The 16,503-nt window shown below is 64.8% G+C and carries 16 protein-coding genes and 1 pseudogene; 11 read left to right on the top strand and 6 right to left on the bottom strand.

The window, feature by feature from the left end:
• Window positions 1-40: 40 nt before the first annotated feature.
• Both M1B35_RS01955 and M1B35_RS01950 read right to left on the bottom strand, forming a co-directional pair.
• Window positions 41-858: pseudogene (locus tag M1B35_RS01955) on the bottom strand (sulfite exporter TauE/SafE family protein).
• 108 nt (window positions 859-966) lie between these two features.
• Entirely contained in the window at window positions 967-1,851 is an 885-nt protein-coding gene (locus M1B35_RS01950; RefSeq protein WP_268261083.1) for an MBL fold metallo-hydrolase, read from the bottom strand.
• 256 nt (window positions 1,852-2,107) lie between these two features.
• Between M1B35_RS01950 and M1B35_RS01945 the strand changes: the two genes are divergently transcribed.
• The 3 genes from M1B35_RS01945 to M1B35_RS01935 all read left to right on the top strand — a co-directional run bounded on the left by M1B35_RS01945 (window position 2,108) and on the right by M1B35_RS01935 (window position 4,272).
• The gene (locus M1B35_RS01945) at window positions 2,108-3,604 is read left to right on the top strand and encodes a helix-turn-helix transcriptional regulator (RefSeq protein WP_268261082.1); all 1,497 of its coding nucleotides are present in this window, start codon (window positions 2,108-2,110) and stop codon (window positions 3,602-3,604) included.
• A 129-nt stretch (window positions 3,605-3,733) separates the two neighbouring features.
• Window positions 3,734-3,985 (top strand): CsbD family protein, encoded by a 252-nt coding sequence (locus M1B35_RS01940; protein ID WP_268261081.1) that lies wholly within the window; start codon window positions 3,734-3,736, stop codon window positions 3,983-3,985.
• An 11-nt stretch (window positions 3,986-3,996) separates the two neighbouring features.
• The gene (locus tag M1B35_RS01935) at window positions 3,997-4,272 is read left to right on the top strand and encodes a DUF1652 domain-containing protein (protein WP_123332050.1); all 276 of its coding nucleotides are present in this window, start codon (window positions 3,997-3,999) and stop codon (window positions 4,270-4,272) included.
• 40 nt (window positions 4,273-4,312) lie between these two features.
• Here M1B35_RS01935 and M1B35_RS01930 read toward each other — a convergent pair whose 3' ends face one another.
• Together M1B35_RS01930 and M1B35_RS01925 are read right to left on the bottom strand one after the other, a co-directional pair.
• Window positions 4,313-5,707 (bottom strand): sensor histidine kinase, encoded by a 1,395-nt coding sequence (locus tag M1B35_RS01930; protein WP_123332052.1) that lies wholly within the window; start codon window positions 5,705-5,707, stop codon window positions 4,313-4,315.
• Window positions 5,685-6,368: a response regulator transcription factor gene (locus tag M1B35_RS01925; RefSeq protein WP_123332054.1), complete on the bottom strand. Its 684-nt coding sequence runs from the start codon at window positions 6,366-6,368 to the stop codon at window positions 5,685-5,687. The genes M1B35_RS01930 and M1B35_RS01925 overlap by 23 nt, the downstream gene beginning before the upstream one ends.
• A gap of 363 nt (window positions 6,369-6,731) precedes the next feature.
• On the opposite strand from M1B35_RS01925, the gene M1B35_RS01920 reads away from it, so the two are divergent.
• The 5 genes from M1B35_RS01920 to M1B35_RS01900 all read left to right on the top strand — a co-directional run bounded on the left by M1B35_RS01920 (window position 6,732) and on the right by M1B35_RS01900 (window position 11,453).
• Window positions 6,732-7,661, top strand: a complete 930-nt coding sequence (locus M1B35_RS01920; protein WP_268261080.1) for a hypothetical protein — start codon at window positions 6,732-6,734, stop codon at window positions 7,659-7,661.
• 380 nt (window positions 7,662-8,041) lie between these two features.
• Window positions 8,042-8,359 carry a cyanide-forming glycine dehydrogenase subunit HcnA gene (gene hcnA / locus M1B35_RS01915; RefSeq protein WP_078471483.1) on the top strand — a complete coding sequence of 106 codons (318 nt, stop codon included), beginning with the start codon at window positions 8,042-8,044 and terminating at the stop codon, window positions 8,357-8,359.
• Window positions 8,356-9,765, top strand: coding sequence for a cyanide-forming glycine dehydrogenase subunit HcnB (gene hcnB / locus M1B35_RS01910; RefSeq protein WP_123332058.1), 1,410 nt, complete (start codon window positions 8,356-8,358; stop codon window positions 9,763-9,765). The genes hcnA and hcnB overlap by 4 nt, the downstream gene beginning before the upstream one ends.
• Entirely contained in the window at window positions 9,758-11,020 is a 1,263-nt protein-coding gene (gene hcnC, locus M1B35_RS01905; RefSeq protein WP_268261079.1) for a cyanide-forming glycine dehydrogenase subunit HcnC, read from the top strand. Before hcnB ends, hcnC begins: the two co-directional genes overlap by 8 nt.
• A 100-nt stretch (window positions 11,021-11,120) precedes the next feature.
• Window positions 11,121-11,453: a DUF2388 domain-containing protein gene (locus tag M1B35_RS01900; RefSeq protein ID WP_268261078.1), complete on the top strand. Its 333-nt coding sequence runs from the start codon at window positions 11,121-11,123 to the stop codon at window positions 11,451-11,453.
• 10 nt (window positions 11,454-11,463) lie between these two features.
• On the opposite strand, the gene M1B35_RS01895 is transcribed toward M1B35_RS01900, so the two are convergent.
• Both M1B35_RS01895 and M1B35_RS01890 read right to left on the bottom strand, forming a co-directional pair.
• Window positions 11,464-12,384 (bottom strand): MurR/RpiR family transcriptional regulator, encoded by a 921-nt coding sequence (locus M1B35_RS01895; protein ID WP_123332064.1) that lies wholly within the window; start codon window positions 12,382-12,384, stop codon window positions 11,464-11,466.
• A 76-nt stretch (window positions 12,385-12,460) separates the two neighbouring features.
• Window positions 12,461-12,697 carry a hypothetical protein gene (locus tag M1B35_RS01890; protein ID WP_268261077.1) on the bottom strand — a complete coding sequence of 79 codons (237 nt, stop codon included), beginning with the start codon at window positions 12,695-12,697 and terminating at the stop codon, window positions 12,461-12,463.
• Between M1B35_RS01890 and M1B35_RS01885 the strand changes: the two genes are divergently transcribed.
• The 3 genes from M1B35_RS01885 (at window position 12,696) to iolB (ending at window position 16,482) form a co-directional block, all read left to right on the top strand.
• On the top strand, window positions 12,696-14,636 hold the full coding sequence (locus tag M1B35_RS01885; RefSeq protein ID WP_123332066.1) for a bifunctional 5-dehydro-2-deoxygluconokinase/5-dehydro-2-deoxyphosphogluconate aldolase: 1,941 nt from the start codon (window positions 12,696-12,698) through the stop codon (window positions 14,634-14,636). The two genes, M1B35_RS01890 and M1B35_RS01885, sit on opposite strands and share 2 nt — an antisense overlap.
• Before the next feature lie 134 nt (window positions 14,637-14,770).
• On the top strand, window positions 14,771-15,679 hold the full coding sequence (iolE, locus tag M1B35_RS01880) for a myo-inosose-2 dehydratase (RefSeq protein ID WP_268261076.1): 909 nt from the start codon (window positions 14,771-14,773) through the stop codon (window positions 15,677-15,679).
• A complete protein-coding gene (gene iolB / locus M1B35_RS01875) occupies window positions 15,676-16,482 on the top strand; it encodes a 5-deoxy-glucuronate isomerase (protein WP_123332070.1) in 807 nt (268 codons plus the stop codon). The genes iolE and iolB overlap by 4 nt, the downstream gene beginning before the upstream one ends.
• Window positions 16,483-16,503 lie beyond the last annotated feature (21 nt).

Genomic DNA, 16,503 nt, shown 5'->3' with positions numbered 1-16,503 from the left:
TGCCGGCGATAGCGTCGGCAGAATCGCTGGCAAGCCAGGCCTACAGGCCCAGGGCCTTGCAGGCCAGGAGCACGGCGGCGAGGAGGCCGGTGATGGCGAACAGTTGTTGCAGGCGTGGGCCGGCGAGGTGGCTGGCGACTTGCCGGCCTAGCAACAGCCCTAGCACAGCGCCCAGGGCAAAGGGCGCGCCCACGGCCCAATGCATCACGCCGCTGATGCTGGCCGTTACCACGCTGCCCAGGGACACCAGGGCGATGACCGCCAGGGAGGTGGCGACGATGCTGCGGCTGTCCAGGTTGGTGTAGCGGCCCAGGGCCGGAATGATCACGAAGCCGCCGCCCACCCCCAGCAGCCCGGAGAGCAGCCCCGAGAGCATGCCGGTGAAGGTCAGCGCACGGGCGCAGGGCAGGGTCCAGCGCAGGCGGCCCTGGCTCGGGTTGAGCACACAGGGCAGGAACGCCGGGCGTGGCGCGGGCCGGCCGTGTTTCAGTTCATGGCGCGCTTGAGGAAGATCCGCCCGCAGGCATACAGCAGCACCACGGCGAACAGCAGCGCCAGGGGCGGGTTGGGCAGGCGGTGGGCCAGCCACAGGCCGACCGGGGTCATGAGCATGCCGATTCCGGCGACAAAGCCTGCCGCCCGATAACGCACGATGCCCTGGCGCAGGCCCAGCACGGCGCCAAGGCCGGCAGCCAGGCCCACGGCCAACAGGCCGACGGGCGCCGCCTCGACCATGCTCAGGCCGAGGCCGAAGACCAGCAGCGGCACCGCAAGGATGCCGCCGCCGGCCCCGGTCAGGGCCAGGATGGCGCCCACAAGCAGGCCCAGGCCGCCGCCGATAAGGGTGTGTTCGTTCATGCCGGGGGAGAGTCCTTGATCAACAGGTTGCCCAGCCGTGGGCCGTTGCCAGCCGGCGGTCGGGCGATGGGTGAGTGTGCCGCTTCAGTTCCGGGCAGCGTGGCGGGGTCAAAGGGCATTCAGGGGGATCTTCAAGTAGCGCACGCCGTTGTCTTCCGGCTCGGGGAACTGGCCGCTGCGCATATTGACCTGCACCGACGGCAGGATCAGCACTGGCATGTCCAGGGTCGCGTCGCGGGCTTCGCGCATGGCGACGAACGCGTTTTCGTCGATGCCGTCCTGGAGGTGGATGTTGTGGGTGCGCTGCTCCGCCACGGTGCTCATGTACTGCAGTTCGCGGCCATTGGGCAGGTAGTCGTGGCACATGAACAGCCGGGTCTGGGCGGGCAGGGCGAGGATCTTGCCGATGGAGCGGTACAGGGTCCGGGCGTCGGCGCCGGGGAAGTCGCAGCGGGCGGTGCCATAGTCCGGCATGAACAGGGTATCGCCGACAAAGGCCACCTGTTCTTCGCCTGCTTGCACCAGGTAAGTCATGCACGCCGGGGTGTGGCCCGGGGTGTGCAGGGCACGGGCCTGGAGCTGGCCGATGGTGAAGCTCGCACCGTCCTCCAGCAGCACGTCGAACTGGCTGCCGTCCCGGGCAAAGTCCTGGCCTTCGTTGAACAGCTCGCCAAACACCTGCTGCACCCGGGTGATGTGCTTGCCGATGGCCACCCGGGCACCCAGTTGCTGCTTGAGGTACGCAGCGGCCGACAGGTGATCGGCGTGCACGTGGGTCTCGAGAATCCATTCCACCTCAGCGCCCAGCTCACGCACCCTGGCCAGCAGACGGTCGGCGGACTCGGTGCGCGTACGCCCGGATTTCGGGTCGTAGTCCAGCACGCTGTCGATCAAGGCGCAGTGGCACGTCACCGGGTCCATGACCAGGTAACTGATGGTCCAGGTGTGGGGGTCGAAAAAGGCTTCTACACGCAAGGTGTCGCTGACGATCATGGGCTTCTCCAGGCATTGCGGGGTGCCGGCCTGAGGCGGCGATCGGGGATTGACGTGTCATTCACCGCGCCAGGTTCGCAGGCTACCCGATTCGCCAACAGGGCGCGACCGCCTCCACGCGCGGTCCTGGCTTGGGGCTGTGGGTGCCTCTGGCCGTCAACCGGTTGCACTCTGGCGTTGCGTTGCGGTCGTACCTGCATCGCCCGTCCTCAGCGCCCCGCGCCGAGGTGCCCATCCGCCTGCAGCAGGAGAGCCTATGAGCCAGGCCGTACTCGCCAAAGAAACCAACCGTCGCCAATTGCAGCAGATCATCAGCGGCCTGTCCGATGGGGTGATGCTGATCGAGGTCGACCAGACCATCCTCTGGGCCAACGACGCGGCCCTGGCCATGCATGGGGTGAAGACGGTCGGCGAACTGGGGGCCAATGCCCACGAGTACGCCCAGCGCTATGCCTTGCGTTATCGCAACAACCACTCCCTGCCCGAGCAGAATTACCCCATCAGCCGGGTGGCAGCGGGGGAGACGTTCAGCGATGTGGTGGTGGAGGTGCAGGCCGAGATCGAGGGTGAGGAGCGGCTGTGGGTGCACCGGGTGCGCAGCATGATCCTCACCGACCGCAGTGGCGAGCCGGAGTCCCTGGTGCTGATCCTCAGCGACGCCACCGACTGGGCCAGCGCCGAGCAGCGCTTCGAGAAAACCTTCAATGCCAACCCGGCGCCGGCGGTGATCTGCCGCCTCAGCGACCTGCGCTACATCAAGGTCAACCAGGGCTTTCTGGAGATGACCGGCTACACCCGCGATCAAGTCATCGGCCGCTCCGTGTATGAACTGGACGTGCTGGAGCAGGCCGAGCGCAAGGACCTGGCCATCGAGCGCCTGAATCAAGGCTCGACCATTCCGCAGATGCAGGCCGAACTGCGCCTGCCCGAGGGCGGCAGCAAGCTGGTGATCGTCGCCGGCCAGCCCCTGGACATCAACGAGGAGGACTGCATGTTGTTCTCGTTCATGGACCTGGAGCCCCGGCGCAAAGCCGAGATCGCGCTGCGGCAAAGCGAGGAGCGTTTCGCCAAATCGTTTCGCCTGAGCCCGGTGCCGACCCTGGTGTGCAGTGCCGACAGCCAGCAGATCGTCGACGTCAACGAAGCCTTCCTCAACACCACCGGCTACGCCACTGAAGAGTTGTTGGGCAAACCGGTGGATGACATCGGCTTTATCGCCGACCGTGCCCAGGCGGCGCGCCTGTTCGGCACGCTGGAACGGGCCGGCACAATTCAAGGCGTGGACCTCAAGGTGCGCAAGAAAGACACCCAGGTGCTCGATTGTGTGGCTTCGGCCGACACCGTGAGCATTCAGGACAGCCCCAGCTACTTGCTGGTGCTGATGGACATCAGCGAGCGCAAGCGCACCGAGCTGGAGCTGGTGGCGGCCATCGAAGAGGTGATGAAGGATGCGTCCTGGTTCAGCCAGACCCTGATCGAAAAGCTCGCCAACGTGAAAAGCGTGAAAGCTCAGGAAGGCCCCAGCGCCTCCTTTACCGACCTGACGGCCCGTGAGCGCGATGTGCTGGGGCTGATCTGCGAAGGCCTGGCCGACAAGGAAATTGCCGCCCGCCTGCAACTGGCGCCCAATACCGTGCGCAACTACGTGGCCACGGTGTATTCCAAGCTCAATGTGCACAGCCGCAGTGCCGCCATTGTCTGGGCCCGTGAGCGCGGTTTGTTCGCCGGGGAGCGACGTTCAAGGGAACTTTAATCCCGTGCAAATGCACTGGTCCTGACGGTGCAAATGGGGCTTCTGCGTGCCCCGGGCTTTTCTTAGGCTGTGACTCTGGATCGGCGTCCCCGGACGCTTCCACCCCTCAATAGCCAAAGGAACGCCACGATGGGTCGCGAACAGATCAAAGGCACGCTGGATAAACTGGCCGGCCAGGCGCAAGGCGCTGCCGGTGAGTGGCTGGATGACGAGCAACTGCGCCTGCAGGGGGCCGCACGCCAAGCCGCCGGCCAGTTGCAGCAACGTTACGGGCACCTGCTGGACAACGCGGCGGCCAGCGTCCGCCGCCAGCCGCTGACCACGGTGGCCGTACTGGCCGAGGCAGGGCTGTTGCTCGGCCTGCTGTTGCGTCGTCGCTGATGGGGGGCGCCATGGGCATTCTTGCGCCGTTACGCACCCGCCTGGAGCAGAGCTTCGCGCCGCTGGCCTGTGATTGCAGCCTGGTGGGCGACGGCTCCCTGACGGTGCGGTTGTACGACCGGGAAAGCGGCCGGGTGGACCTGGTGGTCAGCGGCCTCAACCCGCAGAAACTGCGCAGCGAGGACCAGTGGGCCGCGCTGATCGAGGAGCTGCGCTACGAGCTGCAAAGCAACACCCTGGGGCGCAGCACCCACAAGGCCACTCAAGACGATAGGGCGAACTCCTGAGCCGGGCTGCGGCGCGATGCTCGGCTGCAGTGCCCGGCTGTCAGTGCTCGGTCATCAAGTTGGGGCGGCAATCCAGGGACAGACGTGCGCCGCCCGATTCGCTGCTGCCCACGTCGAGTTTGAAGCCGTGCAGGTTGACGATCGCCGCGACGATCGACAGGCCCAGGCCAAAGCCGCTGTGGGCATTGCTGTCATCCACCCGATAGAACCGCTGGAACACCGCCACGCGCTCTGACGCGGGAATCCCCGGGCCGTTGTCCAGCACCTCCAGGCGTGTGCTGCCGCCATCGTCGGTGCCGCGCACAATCACTTCGCCGCCCGGCGGGGTGAACTTGATCGAGTTGCTCAACAGATTGGCCAGGGCCTCGAACAGCAAGGCGCGGTCGCCGGTGAGGCGTGGCAAGTGCTCGGGCACGTCGAGGCGCAGGGTCAATTGCCCCTCTTCGGCCAGGGGCAGGTAGAAGTCGTGCAGTTCATGCAGCAAGGGCACCGGGTCGAGCAGCACAAAGCCCGAGCGCCGCTGTTGGTCCTCCAGTTCGGAAATCCGCAACAACCCGCGAAAACGCGCCATCAACATGTCCGCCTCGGCCAGCACCTGGTCCATCTGCAGCGCCTCCGGGGAACCCTCGGCGGCCTGTTGCTGGATCCGGTACAACTGCGCCCGCAGGCGGGTCAGCGGGGTGCGCAGGTCGTGGGCAATGTTGTCGCACACGCCTTTGACTTCATGCATCAGGCGCTCGATGCGTTCGAGCATGGCGTTGACGATGGCCGCCAGCATGTCCAGCTCATCACGGCGGTTGGACAGCGGCAGGCGGTGGGTCAGGTCGCCAGTGACGATGGCCTCGGCGCTGGCCTGCAACTGGCGAATGCGTCGCAATGGCCGGCGCCGGAGCAGGTGCCAGCCGGCGATCCCCGGAATGATGGTCAGGGACACGCCCCACAGCAGCGCATGCAGAATGATCCGGGTCACGGCGAACAACGAGCCGTTGTCGCGCACCAGCAACAGCCAGCGACCGTCCTGGGTGTGGGTGGCGATGGCGTCGCAACTGTCTTGGGGCAGGTCCGGGTCGTCGGAGTCGATGCAGTTCTTCAGCTCGTGGATTTGCCCATCGAGGATCAGGCCCTCGGGGATTTCGCGGATCGGCCCGCTGAGGTGCCGGCGTTGTTCGTCGAACAGCCCGTAGGCGTCGATGCCGCGCATGTCGAAGGTCATGCTGGTGGCCAGGGCCTCCACCAGTTGCTCGCCCTGGAAGCGCGAGAACAGGTGCTGGCGTTGCATCAGCGAGTGCTTGGCCAGGGTGTCCAGGTAGCCGGAAACTTCGTAATACATGACCCCCATGAGCAGGCCGCTCCAGGCCACGAACAGCGAACTGTAGAGCGCCAGCAGGCGGCTGCTGGACGAGCGCCAGCCCTTAGAGGGGTTCAGCAATGACATAGCCCGAGCCTCGCACGGTACGGATCAGCGGGGTCATGCCGGGCGGGTCGATCTTCTTGCGCAAGCGGCCGATGTGCACGTCGATCAGGTTGGTGCCTGGGTCGAAGTGGTAGCCCCAGACTTCCTCGAAAATCATCATCCGCGAGAGGATCTGCCCAGTGTTGCGCATCAGGAATTCCAGCAGCTTGTACTCGGTGGGCAACAGGCTCAGCAGTTGTTCGGCACGGGTCGCTTCGCGGCTGATGAGGTTCAGTTCCAGGTCGGCCACCCGCAGGCAGGTTTCAAATTCCTTGACCGTGCTCTTGCGCCGCAGCAGCACCTCGACCCGGGCCGCCATCTCGTCGGACGCAAAGGGCTTGGTCAGGTAGTCGTCACCGCCGGCGCGCAGCCCGCGCACCCGCTCATCGACATCGGAGAGGGCGCTGATCATCAGGATCGGCGTGGCCACCCCAATGGTGCGCAGGGTGGTGACGATGGCCAGGCCGTCCAGCTCGGGGAGCATGCGGTCCAGGGTGATCAGGTCGTAGTCGCCGCTGACGGCGCGCACCAGGCCTTCGCGACCGTTGTCCACCCAGTCCACGTCGAGGCCGTGGCTGCTCAGTTCGGCGACGATTTCCCGGGCGGTCACGGCGTCGTCTTCGATGGTCAGAATGCGGGTCATAGGATGTACCTGGTTGGGAATTCATGACTCAGGCGGGCATTTTGCCAAGAAACGCTGTGGCGGTTCCTAAAAAAACTTTCATGTTGCCGAAGAGGGGGCAGCCGGTTGACAGCGCCGCAGGCTGAGCGGGCATTAGCAAGCGGCATGACCTGTCTCTGAACCACCGATTGAAACAACCAGCGTCACCGTGCAGAACGCCCGCCGTTGCGGGCGATGGACGGCAAAATGCACGGTGATTGATCGGTTTGTTTTTTGTAAGTTATTGAATTTAAAAAGTTTGTTTTATGGGGGCGGCTGGCACGGTGGCTGCAATTCTCCCTTCGAGACTTGTAACACCATTTTTCTGCCTGGAGCCGAACAACAATGAATAGATCCTCTGATGCCTATCTGCCTGCCGTGGATGAGTCGAGCAGCCGCTCGGGAGTGTCCTGGGGCGCGATATTCGCCGGTGCGGCGGCCGCTGCGGCCGTGTCGCTGATTTTGATCCTGCTGGGCTTCGGCCTGGGCTTTTCGGCCGTGTCGCCCTGGGCCAACGAGGGCATCAGTGCCAAGGGCCTGGGAATCTCGACGATCGTCTGGCTCGCGCTGACGCAGATTCTTGCATCGGGCCTGGGCGGCTACATCGCCGGTCGCCTGCGGGTGAAGTGGGCCAACATGCACGGTGACGAGGTCTATTTCCGCGACACCGCCCACGGCTTCCTGGCCTGGGCCGTCGCGACCCTGGTCACCGCTACCCTGGTGGTCGGCTCGGTTGGCAGCCTGATCAGTGGCGGTGTGCAGGCCGGTGCCAGCGTGGCGTCCGGTGCCGCCAGTGCTGTGACCCAAGTGGCTGGCAGCGCGGCTGCCAACACCAATGGCGATCAGTACGGCTACTTCGTCGACAGCCTGTTTCGCGATGACCGCCCAGTGGCCGTCAGTGATGACGCCGCCCGCGGCACCGTGACGCGGATTTTCGTCCGCACCCTGGGCAACGACGGGCAACTGGCGCCTGAAGACCGCAGCTACCTGGCGCAACTGGTAGCACAACGTACCAACCTGACCCAGGCCGATGCCGAACGCCGGGTCGACGAGGTGTTTGCCAAGACCCGCGCCGCCGTCGAGGAAGCCAAACTGGCCGCCAAGCAAGCGGCTGACACGGCTACTAAAGTCGCCGCCTGGACCTCGCTGTGGACCTTTATCTCTCTGCTGTGCGGCGCGTTCTTCGCCAGCCTGGCAGCCACCTTTGGCGGTCGCCGCCGGGATGCCGTGGTGTATCTCGAAAGCGACGCCTACGTGACCACCCCCATTCGTTGATTAAAAAAGGAGAACGGCCATGCGCTCACTACTCTTGTGGTTCCTCGGTGTACCGATCCCGGTGATTATCCTGATCGCCATCTTCATGCACTGATGCACCGATGAACTGACCCGCCTGACACCAGGGCCGCGGCTACGCAAGTAGTCGCGCCTTGGCGTTTCCGGGGGTGGTGATGCATCAGATTCGCAACACCGCGTCGTGGCGCAGATCAATACTTTTGCCCGTGAAACCTTCTAGATTGGCCACGCTTCAGCCCTGACTGTTCAGCGGCGACGCGTTGTCGTCCTGGCCGTAAGCCGGCCTGGGACGAGCATCGGCAAGACATGGCACGGCATGAAGCTGGCAAACCCCCCTTTAATTTTCACGGATGAACACACTCATGGGTCCAACAGACCGCACCTTCGACATTCAGCCGCTGCCCCAGGCAGACATGACGATCAGCCTCAATGGCCAGCCGGTCAGCGCGGCCATTGGCGAAACCGTACTCAGCGTGATCCAGTCGCTGGGCTTGCGCCAGGTGGCGCGCAATGACCACGGGCAACTGGCCGGTGCCTATTGCGGCATGGGCGTGTGCCATTGCTGCCTGGTGCAGATCGATGGCCGGCACAAGCGCCGCGCCTGCCAGACCCTGGTCAGGCCGGGGATGCAGGTGCAGACCGCCGTCAACCGCATCGACCAGCCGGAGCACGCCCTATGAACCTCTACCCGGTGATTGTCGGCGGTGGCCCGGCGGGGATGGCCGCCGCCATCGAGTTGGCGGAGCATGGCGTGCGCAGCCTGCTTATCGACGAGGCCTCGCGCCTGGGCGGGGTGGTCTATCGCGGCCCGCTACGGGATGGGGTGCAACTGGACTACCTGGGCCCGCGTTACTGCGAAGTACTGGCCCGGCTGCACGGCGATTTTGCCCGGCACGCATCGATGATCGAAGTCCGCCTCAACAGTCGGGTGATCGGCGCCGAAGCCACCCATTCGTTGATGGTGCTCGACGCCGACGAACAACTGCATGAAGTGGCCTATCCGCAACTGTTGCTGGCTGCCGGTTGCCATGAGCGCAGCGTGCCGTTCCCCGGCTGGACCCTGCCCGGGGTGATGTTGCTGGGCGGTTTGCAGTTGCAGATCAAAAGCGGCGTGGTCAAGCCCCAGGGGCCGGTGGTGATTGCCGGCACCGGGCCGTTGCTGCCGCTGGTGGCTTGCCAACTGCACGCCGCCGGTGTGGCGGTGGCGGGGGTCTACGAGGCCAGCGCCTTCGGCAAGATCGCCAAGCAGAGCCTGGCCCTGCTGAACAAACCGCAGCTATTCCTCGACGGCCTGAGCATGCTCGCCTACCTCAAACTGCACCGCATCAGCCTGCGCTACGGCTGGGGCGTGGTCGAGGCACAGGGCGAAGGCGGAGTGGCCTGTGTGCGGGTGGCGCCGTATTCGGCCGATTGGCAGCCGGACCTGGCCCGGGCCGAGGACGTGGCCGCCCAGACCCTGGCGGTGGGCTACGGCTTTATCCCAAGGACCCAGCTCAGCCAGCAGATGGGCCTGGAACACGGCTTCAGCGATGACGGCTACCTGCGGGCCACGGCCGATATCTGGCAGCAGAGCAGCGAGTCGCACATCCACCTGGCCGGTGACATGGGCGGGATCCGCGGGGGCGAGGCCGCCATGCTCGCCGGGCGGATTGCGGCGTTGTCGATCCTGGTCCAGCGCAATGTGCTGAGCAGCGAAAGCGCCTTGCAGCGGCGTCAGGTGTTGCTCAACAAGCTGGGAGCGATTGTGCGCTTTCGCGCCGCCGTGGACCGCTACACCGAGCGGGGCAGTGGCCAGACCAGCCTGCCGGCGGCCGATACCGTGATCTGCCGCTGCGAGCACGCCACCCGGGGCGATATCGACCTGGCGTTGTCCCAAGGCGTGCAGGACATGGCCAGCCTGAAAATGCGCACCCGAGTCAGCATGGGCGATTGCCAGGGGCGCATGTGCGTCGGCTATTGCAGCGACCGCCTGCGCCAGGCCACCGGGCGCCAGGATGTCGGCTGGCTGCGGCCGCGCTTCCCCCTGGACCCGATTCCGTTCTCGGCGTTTTCCCCACTTGGCAAGGATGCTTCGACCCATGAGTAAGTTCTACGACGTGATTATTGCTGGCGGCGGTGTGATCGGCGCCTCTTGTGCGTACCAGTTGTCCAAGCGCAAACACCTCAAGGTCGCGCTGATCGACGCCAAGCGCCCGGGCAATGCGACCCGCGCCTCGGCCGGCGGCCTGTGGGCCATCGGCGAGTCGGTGGGCCTGGGCTGCGGGGTGATTTTCTTTCGCATGATGTCGGCCAACCGCAAGCGTGAGGCCGCAGGCTCGGCGGTGGTGGTCGATGCCACCACGCCGCATATCCTGCCGCAGTCGTTCTTCGACCTCGCCCTGCAATCCAATGCCCTGTACCCGCAGTTGCACCGCGAGCTCAAGGGCTTGCACGGGATGGATTTCAAGTTCGAGGAAACCGGTCTCAAGTTTGTGATCTACGACGATGAGGACCGGCTTTATGCCGAGCACATCGTCGGCTGCATCCCGCACCTGGCTGACCAGGTGCGCTGGCTGGACCAGGCGGCGCTGCGGGCCGCCGAGCCCAATGTCAGCCAGGAGGCCCAGGGCGCCCTGGAGTTTCTCTGCGATCACCAGGTCAACCCGTTCCGCCTGGCCGATGCCTACACCGAGGGCGCGCGGCAGAACGGTGTCGACCTGTACTTCAACACCAACGTCAACGAGGTGCTGCATCAAGGCACCCGGGTCAGGGGCGTGCGCACCGACGCGGCCGGGCTGTTCAGTTGCGACACCCTGATCAACGCCACCGGGGCCTGGGCTGCGGAGCTGAGCCGGATGGCCACGGGCGTGAGCATTCCGGTGAACCCGGTCAAGGGCCAGATCCTCCTCACCGAGCGCATGCCCAAGCTGCTCAACGGCTGCCTGACCACCAGCGATTGCTACATGGCGCAAAAGGACAACGGCGAGATCCTGATCGGCAGCACCACCGAAGACAAAGGTTTCGACGTCAGCACCACCTACCCGGAAATCAACGGCCTGGTGCAGGGGGCGGTGCGCTGCATTCCGCAGTTGGCACAGGTCAACCTGAAACGCTGCTGGGCCGGCTTGCGTCCGGGCTCGCCGGATGAGCTGCCGATCCTCGGGCCGATGGCCGGGGTCCAGGGTTACCTCAATGCCTGCGGGCACTTTCGCACCGGCATCCTGACGTCGGCCATCACCGGGGTGCTGCTGGACAAACTGGTGAACGACGAGCCACTGCCGCTGGACATCACGCCGTTCCTGGCCGAGCGCTTCGGCCTGGTGTCTCATCTGTCCGAGCGGCCCGAGGCTGTCCCGGCCTAAGGCTGGCGCGGCGTTTGCGCGCCGCGAGTTTCAGCGTCTTGCACGCCGTGGGGGCGGGCTATGCTGCTGAGCATCGCCACTTGGCACAAGGAGGTGCCACATGGCGCTGAAACTCGCGGTAATCCTCATTGGGGGCCTGGCCGGCAACGCGCTGGCCGAGGTGCCCCACGACCCGCCGAACAGCCTGGAGAAGGCGTTTTCCATGACCGGGGTCGCGCCCAGCATCACCACGATTTTTACCACCGACTTGAGCAGCGAGGAAAAAATGCTCAAGTGGAGCCAGGCCCGGGAAGAGGCCTGCCTGTTCATCGCTTCGGACGGAGCGATTCGCGGGGTGTTTTTCGAGCAGGCCCTGGCCCGGGCCCGCAGTCTTTATCCAGCGGCGGCACTGAGTGACAGGCACTGGGCGTTGCAGTTCGCCAGCGCGCGCTGAAGCAGGCGCCTCAGTCGTCGAATCCCACCTGTTCGTGAATCTCGTCCACCTTCAATTCCAGGCGGTACGCCACGGCGATAAACAGCGCTTGGCACAGGCACAGGGTGGCGCTCAGGGAACGGAAGGCGAAGGAGCTGCCTTCATTGACCAGCAGCACACTGTTGGCGCGCTTGGCCAGGGGCGACAGGTTGCTGTCGGTGATGATCAGGGTCTTGGCCTGGTTGTGCTGGGCAATGCGCAGGCAGTGCTGGGTCTCTTTGCCATAGGGCGTGAAGCTGATGGCGATCACCAAGTCGTTGGGGCGGATGCTGCGCATCTGCTCGCGGTAGCTGCCGCCCAGGCCCGACACCAGGTGGATGCGCTTGTTGGTGTGCTGCAGGTTGTACACCAGGTAGTCGGCCACGGCGAAGGAACGGCGCACCCCGACCACGTAGATGTTGTCGGCATTGACCACCAGGTCCACGGCCTTGTCGAAGGCCACGTCATCCAGTTCCAGGCCCAGGCGCTCGATGCCCGACAGGGTGGCGTTCACGCACTCGCGGGCCAGGTCGCCGCCGCTGGCTTTCTGCGACTTGTTGGCGATCATGCTGCGGATGCGCTGCTGGTAGTTCTGTACCGGCGTGGTCTTGTGGGTGTAGGCCTCGCGAAACAGCGCCTGCATTTCACTGAAACCACTGAAACCGAAGCGCTGGGAAAAACGCACGATGGCCGAGGGGTGCACTTCACATTCCCGGGCGATGTCGCTGATCCGGTCAACCATGATCCGGTCGCTCTGCTGGCTCATGTAGCTGGCGATGCGCTTGAGCTGGCGGGGCAGGCTTTCATATTCATGGGTGATCAGTTGCAGCAGACGCTCGGCAGTGATCGGGGGGCTGTCGAGGTCGCTCTCTGGCGTGCTCTCGGTCATGGCCGGCTGATCGGTGCGGGACATAGAAAATCCTTCTGGCTTGTGCTTATGGGAACGGCCTGTGGACCCGTCCCCTGACAATAGGTGGGCAGCCGGCAGTCTACAGGGTAGGGGCCCATAAAATCTTGGGGCTGATGCTGGCCGGGGCTTTGCTGAAACGATGCACGGTGTCTGGTTCCGGCTTGAAAAAGTTTAATGGAAAAAATATTCCACGTAAAAAATTTATAGAAAAAATATTGATTGGCGCCGAGAGACGTTTTAGTCTGCATCCACCAAGAGTGCTCAGCGCCCCCAACGGCGGCGAGCACAGGCTGATAAAAATAACAGGAGCCAGCATGGGCCAGACTCGTTTTGCCAGTGGGCGTCAATTGGATCTGATTTGCCTCGGACGCCTGGGCGTCGATCTCTATGCACAGCAGGTCGGTGCGCGGCTGGAGGACGTCAGCAGCTTTGCCAAGTACCTCGGCGGCTCGTCGGCGAACATTGCCTTCGGCACCGCGCGCCTGGGCCTCAAGTCGGCGATGTTGAGCCGGGTCGGCGACGATCACATGGGGCGCTTCCTGGTGGAGTCCCTGGTGCGTGAAGGCTGTGACGTCAGCGCCATCAAGGTCGATCCGCAGCGCCTCACCGCCATGGTCCTGCTGGGCCTCAAGGACCGCGAAACCTTCCCCCTGGTGTTCTACCGCGAGAACTGCGCGGACATGGCGCTGCGCGCCGAAGACATCAACGAAGCCTTTATTGCCTCCAGCAAATCTTTACTGATCACCGGCACCCATTTCTCCACCGACGGCGTCTACCAGGCCAGCATCCAGGCCCTGGACTATGCGGAAAAACACGGGGTCAAGCGGGTCCTGGACATCGACTACCGGCCGGTGCTCTGGGGCCTGGCGGGCAAGGCTGACGGCGAGACCCGGTTTGTCGCCGACCACCAGGTCAGCCAGCACGTGCAGAAGATCCTGCCGCGCTTCGACCTGATCGTTGGCACCGAAGAAGAATTCCTGATTGCCGGCGGCAGCGAAGACCTGCTGACGGCCTTGCGCACCGTGCGTTCCCTGAGCCGTGCAACCCTGGTGGTCAAGCTCGGCCCGCAAGGCTGCACGGTGATCCACGGCGAGATTCCGCCGCGCCTGGAAGACGGGGCGATCTACCCCGGTGTGCGTGTGGAGGTGCTCAACGTGCTGGGTGCCGGCGATGCCTTTATGTCTGGCTTCCTCAGTGGCTGGCTGGAAGACGCCAGCGATGAGCGCTGCTGCCAGTTGGCCAACGCCTGCGGCGGCCTGGTGGTGTCGCGCCATGCCTGTGCTCCGGCGATGCCGACCCGTGCCGAGCTGGACTACCTGTTCAGCAGCCCGGTGCCCATTACCCGTCCCGACCAGGACCCGATCCTGCAGCGCCTGCACCAGGTCACCGTGCCGCGTAAAAGCTGGAAGCAGCTGTTCATTTTTGCCTTCGATCACCGTGGGCAATTGGTGGAACTGGCGCAGAAGGGCGGCCAGGACCCGGCGCGCATCAGCGCCCTCAAGCAGCTGTTTATCCAGGCGGTGGAGCGGGTCGAGCACAAGCTGGGCGAGCAGGGCGTGGAGGCCGATGTGGGCCTGCTGGCCGACCAGCGCTTTGGCCAGGACGCGCTGAACGCCGCCACCGGTCGCGGCTGGTGGGTGGCGCGCCCGGTGGAAGTCCAGGGTTCGCGGCCCCTGGCCTTCGAGCACGGGCGCTCGGTGGGCAGCAACCTGATTGCCTGGCCCAAGGAGCAGATCATCAAGTGCCTGGTGCAATTCCACCCGGACGACGAACCCTTGCTGCGCCTGGAGCAGGAGGCGCAGATCATGGGCCTGTACCAGGCGTCACAGGTCAGCGGCCATGAGCTGCTGCTGGAAATCATCCCGCCCAAGGACCTGCCCGGCGCTCATCCCGAGGTGCTCTATCGCAGCCTCAAGCGCCTGTACAACCTGGGCATCTACCCGGCGTGGTGGAAGATCGAGGCGCAGTCGGCCGAGGAGTGGAAAAAGCTCGACGAGCTGATCCAGGAGCGCGACCCGTATTGCCGTGGCGTGGTGCTGCTGGGCCTGAATGCGTCGGCCGAGTGCCTGGCCGAGGGCTTCCGGCAAGCGAGCCACAGCCAGACCTGCCGTGGTTTTGCCGTGGGCCGCACGATTTTCCAGGAACCGAGCCGTGCGTGGCTGGCGGGTGAGATCAACGACGAAACCCTGATCCAGCAAGTCCAGGGCACCTTCGAACAACTGATCAACGCCTGGCGCAGCGCCCGCCCCCTGTAGGCGCCGGCTGGCCGGCGATCACGGTCTGGCAGATGAGGTTGTGTGCCTGACACGACGTCATCGCTGGCAAGCCCGCTCCTACAAGTACAAGGCCGTTCTCCACGCTTTCATGAATAACAACAAAAGGTGCAGCCATGCCCGCCATCCGAATTGGCATCAACCCGATCTCCTGGAGCAACGACGACCTGCCGGCCCTGGGCGGTGAAACGCCCCTGAGCACCGCCCTGAGCGAAGGTAAGGACATCGGTTACGAAGGCTTTGAACTCAACGGCAAGTTCCCCAAGGACGCCAAGGGCGTGGGCGATGTGTTGCGCCCTTATGACCTGGCACTGGTCTCGGGCTGGTACTCCAGCCGCCTGGCCCGGCGCTCGGTGGCGGAGGAAATCGACGCCATTGCCAGCCACGTCGAACTGCTGAAACGCAACGGCGCCTCGGTGCTGGTCTACGGCGAAGTGGCCGACTCGATCCAGGGTTCACCGGTGCGCCTGATCGAGCGCCCGCGCTTCCACAGCGAACAGGCCTGGCAGGATTACGCCGACAAACTCACAGAGCTGGCGCGCTTCACCCTGTCCCAGGGCGTGCGGCTGGCGTATCACCACCACATGGGCGCCTACGTCGAGTCCCCGGCGGACATCGACAAGCTGATGAGCCTGACCGGCGAGGAAGTCGGCCTGCTCTTCGATTCGGGCCACTGCTACATGGGCGGCGGCGAACCCCTGGAGGTGCTGCGCAAGCATATCCAGCGCGTCTGCCACGTGCACTTCAAGGACGTGCGCAAGCCGGTGGTGCAACTGGCGCGCAACAACCTGTGGAGCTTCCCGGATTGCATCGTCAACGGCACCTTCACCGTGCCCGGCGATGGCGACATCGACTTTTCCGCCTTGCTCGATGTGCTGCTGGCCGCCGACTACCACGGCTGGCTGGTGGTGGAAGCCGAGCAGGACCCGGCCGTGGCGCCGAGCTACGTCTACGCGAAAAAAGGTTACGACACCCTGCGGGCCCTGCTGGACGCCGGCCTGCAACGTACGAGGACTGCCCAATGAGCCTGCTGGTTAAAAGCGCCGCCAAGGGCCGGACCATGGTCCAGCTGCAAGAGGGCGCCCTGGAGTATGTGGGGTTCAGTGCCTACCGCCTGAGCCTGGGGGAAAGCCTGCCGGTCAGCGCCGGCGACAAGGAGTTGTGCCTGGTGCTGCTCAGCGGCCGCATCGACGTACAGGGCGAAGCCCCCCAGGGCGCCTTCAAGTGGGACAACCTGGGCGACCGGCAATCGGTGTTCGAAGACAAATCACCCTTTGCCGCCTACCTGCCGCCGGGCAGCCAGGCTCAGGTCACCGCCTTGAGCGACGTGCAGATCGCCGTGTGTGCCGCCCCGGGTGATGCCGCCGCTGGCCTCGGCCCACGGCTGATCCGCCCGGAGCAGTGCAAGCGCAGCGTGCGCGGCAAGGGCGCCAATACCCGCTATGTCTGCGACATCCTGCCCGACAGCGAGCCGGCCCATTCCCTGCTGGTGGTGGAGGTGCGCACGCCGTCCGGGCATTCCTCCAGCTACCCGCCGCACAAGCACGACACCGATGACTTGCCGCACCAGAGCTTTCTGGAGGAGACCTATTACCATCAGGTCAACCCGCCCCAGGGCTTTGTCTTCCAGCGGGTCTACACCGACGACCGCAGCATCGACCAGGCCATGGCCGTGGAAAACAGCGATCTGGTGGTGGTGCCCAAGGGGTATCACCCGGTCAGCGTGCCTTACGGCTACGAGTCTTATTACCTGAACGTCATGGCCGGGCCGAAGCGGGTCTGGCAGTTCCATAACGACCCGCAGCACAGCTGGCTGCTGGATCTCTGAACCCCCGAGTTTCTGAAGCCC

Source organism: Pseudomonas morbosilactucae (genome assembly GCF_023241665.1).
Lineage (GTDB): Bacteria > Pseudomonadota > Gammaproteobacteria > Pseudomonadales > Pseudomonadaceae > Aquipseudomonas > Aquipseudomonas morbosilactucae.
This window is presented reverse-complemented; position numbering and strand designations above follow the sequence as displayed.